The organism is Autumnicola aciditolerans, from assembly GCF_041679265.1.
Lineage (GTDB): Bacteria > Bacteroidota > Bacteroidia > Flavobacteriales > Flavobacteriaceae > Autumnicola.
On the sequence record NZ_JBGFSM010000048.1, the window covers coordinates 1 to 2843 of the forward strand.

Annotated in this window: 5 protein-coding genes and 1 pseudogene; all 6 read right to left on the minus strand. The window is 31.0% G+C overall.

Annotation, left to right across the window (positions count from 1 at the left end; all coding sequences use genetic code 11):
* Nucleotides 1-5: 5 nt before the first annotated feature.
* The gene (locus AB8M93_RS18525) at nt 6-554 is read right to left on the minus strand and encodes a hypothetical protein (protein WP_373060441.1); all 549 of its coding nucleotides are present in this window, start codon (nt 552-554) and stop codon (nt 6-8) included.
* Nucleotides 555-730: 176 nt separating this feature from the next.
* Complete coding sequence (locus AB8M93_RS18530) at nt 731-1183, minus strand: PIN domain-containing protein (protein ID WP_373060443.1); 453 nt, start codon at nt 1181-1183, stop codon at nt 731-733.
* Entirely contained in the window at nt 1176-1385 is a 210-nt protein-coding gene (locus tag AB8M93_RS18535) for a hypothetical protein (protein ID WP_373060445.1), read from the minus strand. Before AB8M93_RS18535 ends, AB8M93_RS18530 begins: the two co-directional genes overlap by 8 nt.
* 197 nt (nt 1386-1582) lie before the next feature.
* Complete coding sequence (locus tag AB8M93_RS18540; protein WP_373060447.1) at nt 1583-2083, minus strand: PIN domain-containing protein; 501 nt, start codon at nt 2081-2083, stop codon at nt 1583-1585.
* 2 nt (nt 2084-2085) lie between these two features.
* The gene (locus AB8M93_RS18545) at nt 2086-2346 is read right to left on the minus strand and encodes a UPF0175 family protein (RefSeq protein WP_311536610.1); all 261 of its coding nucleotides are present in this window, start codon (nt 2344-2346) and stop codon (nt 2086-2088) included.
* A 214-nt stretch (nt 2347-2560) separates the two neighbouring features.
* Nucleotides 2561-2764: pseudogene (locus tag AB8M93_RS18550) on the minus strand (type II toxin-antitoxin system PemK/MazF family toxin); the annotation flags it as partial.
* Nucleotides 2765-2843: the final 79 nt, after the last annotated feature.

Here is a 2843-nt window from a genome sequence, read left to right on the forward strand (position 1 = left end):
CAAGATTAAAAAAATATCGGGGTTTGCAAACCCCGATATTTTCTACTTACACAGTTTTTGAGATAGTCCCTTAAATAACTATTTTTTATATCATTTAAGTAGGTTATTTCATAATCTTTAGTTGGATCAAATATGGTTGCCAAAGTTATTTCTTCTTGAACTTGCCACATTCCTAAGGTAATTATTCTTTCTCCTTCTGGAATTGAATTATCTCGGAGTAATTCGCTTGTTTCAGAGCAAGCGGTTATTCTCGTATAACCAATATCATCAATAGTATAATTGTCTTTCAATACAGATCCATAAAACATTGTATGATCAGGTGTACTTGCTCTTAAATAGTTTTTATTGTATTCTGCAGGAACATAGGACATTCTGTCAACTGTACTAAAATCAGGTTCACCATCTTTATTTCTTTGGGCTCTTTCAAATATTTTGCCTTTATAATATTCGGTCCTCATTATAGGTAATGGTCCTATTTTATTTAATAACTCATCTATTTCTTCCGGAGTGCATATATTTAAATCTAATTCTTTTAATTTTTGTAATGTCTCCATAAATATGTTCGATTATTTCTACTAAATGACAGCTAACGGTTACGGTTATCGCAAGTTTCGGGAGTACGTACTCGGACTTGTCGGCTTAACCATTTTCTTTGCTGGTTTCTAAAATTACACTTTTTCCTGTAAACCCGTTATTTGCGATGAACCGATGTTGCCACCAGTATTAATCCTTATAACTTCTGTTTTTTACGAAAATCTTGGTATAATTCTTCTGTTGTTATCGTTCTTTTAAATCCTTTTTTGCTCAGTCCGATCAATAATTTTTTATCGCCAGTCCATAAATCTGCTTTCAAATATTCTGAAAAAGCTACAAATAATGTATCGTCGCTGTCAACATTTTTACAGAGATCTGCTGCTTTTTTGAAATTTTTAATTGGTAAAATTGAATGGTTAAGAATGGTTACGTTTTGTAATACTAACTCATAAACCTCGAAAAAATCAGCGTTATTCAGTTTGGCGATTTTTTTAATTTTTTCCTTGTGTTCAAAAATTTCTGATCTTACATATTTTGGAGAGTAAAAGTCATAATGTTTTTTACTGTTAATCAACATTTGACCAATCCGACTATCAATATTCAATAATGCGCTAAAAATAATATTAGAGTCAACAATTATTTTAGTCATTTAATCCGAGCTCTTTTTTTATTTTATTGGTTCTTCCTTTTTTGGCATCTTTTAATAAATCCGCCAAATCATCTTCTGTAGCCTTTGATTTGGCAGTCAATTCTTCATATCTCAAATAATCAAGAATAGATTGAATTTTCGAGGCTTTTGTTCCAGCCGAAAATCGTACTAAGATTTCATTATTTTGTCGTTCAACTATCATCTCTTAATTTTCAATTATTCAAATTTAATATTTTTTGCTCATTAAAACCCAAATCGCTGTTTTAATATTGGTGGCAACGGCTACGGTTATGGACAAGTAGCGGGATTTGGGACGCGGATTTGTCGGATTAATCTTTTGTTCCTTGGTTTTCTAAATTATACTTTTTTGTCAAGACCCGCTATTTGCTATAACCGATGTTATGCTTTGTATGCTATCTTCTGCTCCTTATGATTCTCCAATAATTTATTTAACAACTTTAGAGAATAATATCTGTTGTTTTGGAGAAATTGGATAAATAGCGGTCTCAATTCGTCTAATAATCCTTTAGATTTTGCTATTGATAATAAACCTAATGTACCGATACATTCAATATTAAAATTTTCAGCTATTGTTCTTGCTTTTTTATCATCTATTAAAAGAAACTGAGCATTCAATTCTTTATAAAGTATAATTGATTCCGATTCTCCATAATCCATTATAAAAGTTAATTCATTAAAACTAGATATCTTAACGACTTTCGGTTCAAAAAAAATTCTGATTTTTCTATAGTATTCCGTATTCTTCTTTAAAGTTATTTCTTCCCAAACTGCATTTGGAATTTTTATTTCATCGAATAAATTATTTAGGAGTTCTAATTTATCAATTATTGCGAGGGAGAAAATAGGTCCTGCATCGGCAATTACAAGTCCGTTTTTCATATTTACCTAAGTTTTTCAATATCTTTTAGTACATCTTTTTCAGTTAAGCTTGATATTGAAATTTTATTTTTAGAAAGTTCAGTTTCAAATTCTAGTCGGGAAAGCCCTGAAAGTTGAGCTGCCTTGCCAATTGTCAATTTCTGAGCTTTATATAATTGAATGGCTAACATTATCTTAATACGTTTCTTTAAATCATTTTCTGACTCATTTAACGCTAAGAGAATATCGGTTGGAAAATCTACAGAAATGGTACGATTACTCATCTTTACAAGGTTTGTTTCAAATTTAGCCTTTTTTCTTTTTAATTTATTTTTTATTGACTCTTTTTTACATATAAAGCATAACGGTTACGGTTATCGAAAGTTGCGGGAGTAGGGAGGCGGACTTGTCGGATTAACCATTTCATTCATGGTTTCTAAAATTACACTTTTTCCGGAATACCCGTTATTTGCGATGAACCGATGTTGGCATTAGTACTTAGTCCACAAATGTTTCTTTAAGCACCTCTTTACACTTTTTGATTTCTGAGTTGGATAATGATTCAAAGATTTTTACAATTCTTTGTTTGTCAATTGTTCTAATCTGGTCAATTGCGATCATTCCTTTTTTTCCATTTGATTTTACCGGAATTCTTGTCGGATATTTTTTCGTATTTGTTGTCATTGGAGCAACAACAATTGTTCTGTATCCACCCCACCAACTGCATCTTGATTAGCTGACTTTCGACCGGTAGCTTTGCTCTAAAATAATATTTATTATG

Bases quoted from the DNA above. Each gene is read 5' to 3' on its own strand.
- AB8M93_RS18525 (WP_373060441.1), bottom strand. From the start codon at position 554: ATGGAGACATTACAAAAATTAAAAGAATTAGATTTAAATATATGCACT.
- AB8M93_RS18530 (WP_373060443.1), bottom strand. From the start codon at position 1,183: ATGACTAAAATAATTGTTGACTCTAATATTATTTTTAGCGCATTATTG.
- AB8M93_RS18535 (WP_373060445.1), bottom strand. From the start codon at position 1,385: ATGATAGTTGAACGACAAAATAATGAAATCTTAGTACGATTTTCGGCT.
- AB8M93_RS18540 (WP_373060447.1), bottom strand. From the start codon at position 2,083: ATGAAAAACGGACTTGTAATTGCCGATGCAGGACCTATTTTCTCCCTC.
- AB8M93_RS18545 (WP_311536610.1), bottom strand. From the start codon at position 2,346: ATGAGTAATCGTACCATTTCTGTAGATTTTCCAACCGATATTCTCTTA.